The organism is Arthrobacter sp. STN4, assembly GCF_024539665.1.
GTDB lineage: Bacteria > Actinomycetota > Actinomycetes > Actinomycetales > Micrococcaceae > Specibacter.
The window spans coordinates 1-830 of sequence record NZ_JAKZGX010000083.1; the positions used below are offsets into that span (position 1 = coordinate 1).

Consider the following 830-nt stretch of genomic DNA (forward strand, 5'->3'; position numbering starts at 1 on the left):
CTAGATGAGTAATTCCAAGTTGGTTAATGGTCGTAGGCGGTGAGTGAGCGGCGGATGGCTTGCCCGGTTTGGTCGTTGTGCCAGATCGCGGCGGTCATGGCCAGCAGGCGTTGGATGACGCGGGCGGTGACACCGGCAGGGGTCCGTCCGCCGTGTTGCTCGAGATTGAGCTGGCCCTTGAGTGTGTCGTTGATGGACTCGATGATTTGCCGCAGGGGTTTGAAGAACCGGGCCCCGGGCCGGGATTTCTCGCCCTTGCGGGCCGGGCGCAGCAACTCGATCCCAGCCTGGTCCACGGTGTCCTCGAACTCGGCGCCGTAGTAGTTCTTGTCCCCGATCAGGATCTGGCGGTGCCCGTCGCCCTGGAGCCGGTTCATGGCCGGGGTGTTGGCGAGAATGTCCAGAAAGGTTTGGCGTTCATCGGCCTTCGCCCCGGTCAGCGCCCACCCGACAGGGAGGCCGTGAACGGTGCAGACCAGGTGCAGCCTCAGGCCCCAAAAATAGCGTGAATGCGAGGCGCAGTACCCGTATTCGGCCCACCCGGCCAGCTCCGAGCGGCGGACGGTTTCCCGGGATCTGGCACACTCGACCGGGGTGGAATCGACCAGCCACACGTCATCGCAGCAGATGTCGCTGCGTTCGTTCAAGGCGGCGATAAGCCACTTCATGCAGTCACCGAGCCGGCGCAGGCGCTTGTTGTAGCCGGACTGGCCCGGCAAATAGGGAAACATCCCTCGGTAGTTTTCCGTGGCGTAGCGCAACCAACGGGCTTCTGAAACGAACCCGAGCATCGCCTGCAGCAACGCCAACGCCATGACCTCTGCGTCACT

The 830-nt window shown here is 63.4% G+C and carries 1 protein-coding gene; it reads right to left on the reverse strand.

The genetic code is table 11. The annotated features are described in order from the left end of the window. Positions 1 to 23: 23 nt before the first annotated feature. On the reverse strand, positions 24 to 830 hold an 807-nt coding region (locus tag MMF96_RS19425; protein WP_256884478.1), incomplete at its 5' end, for an IS982 family transposase.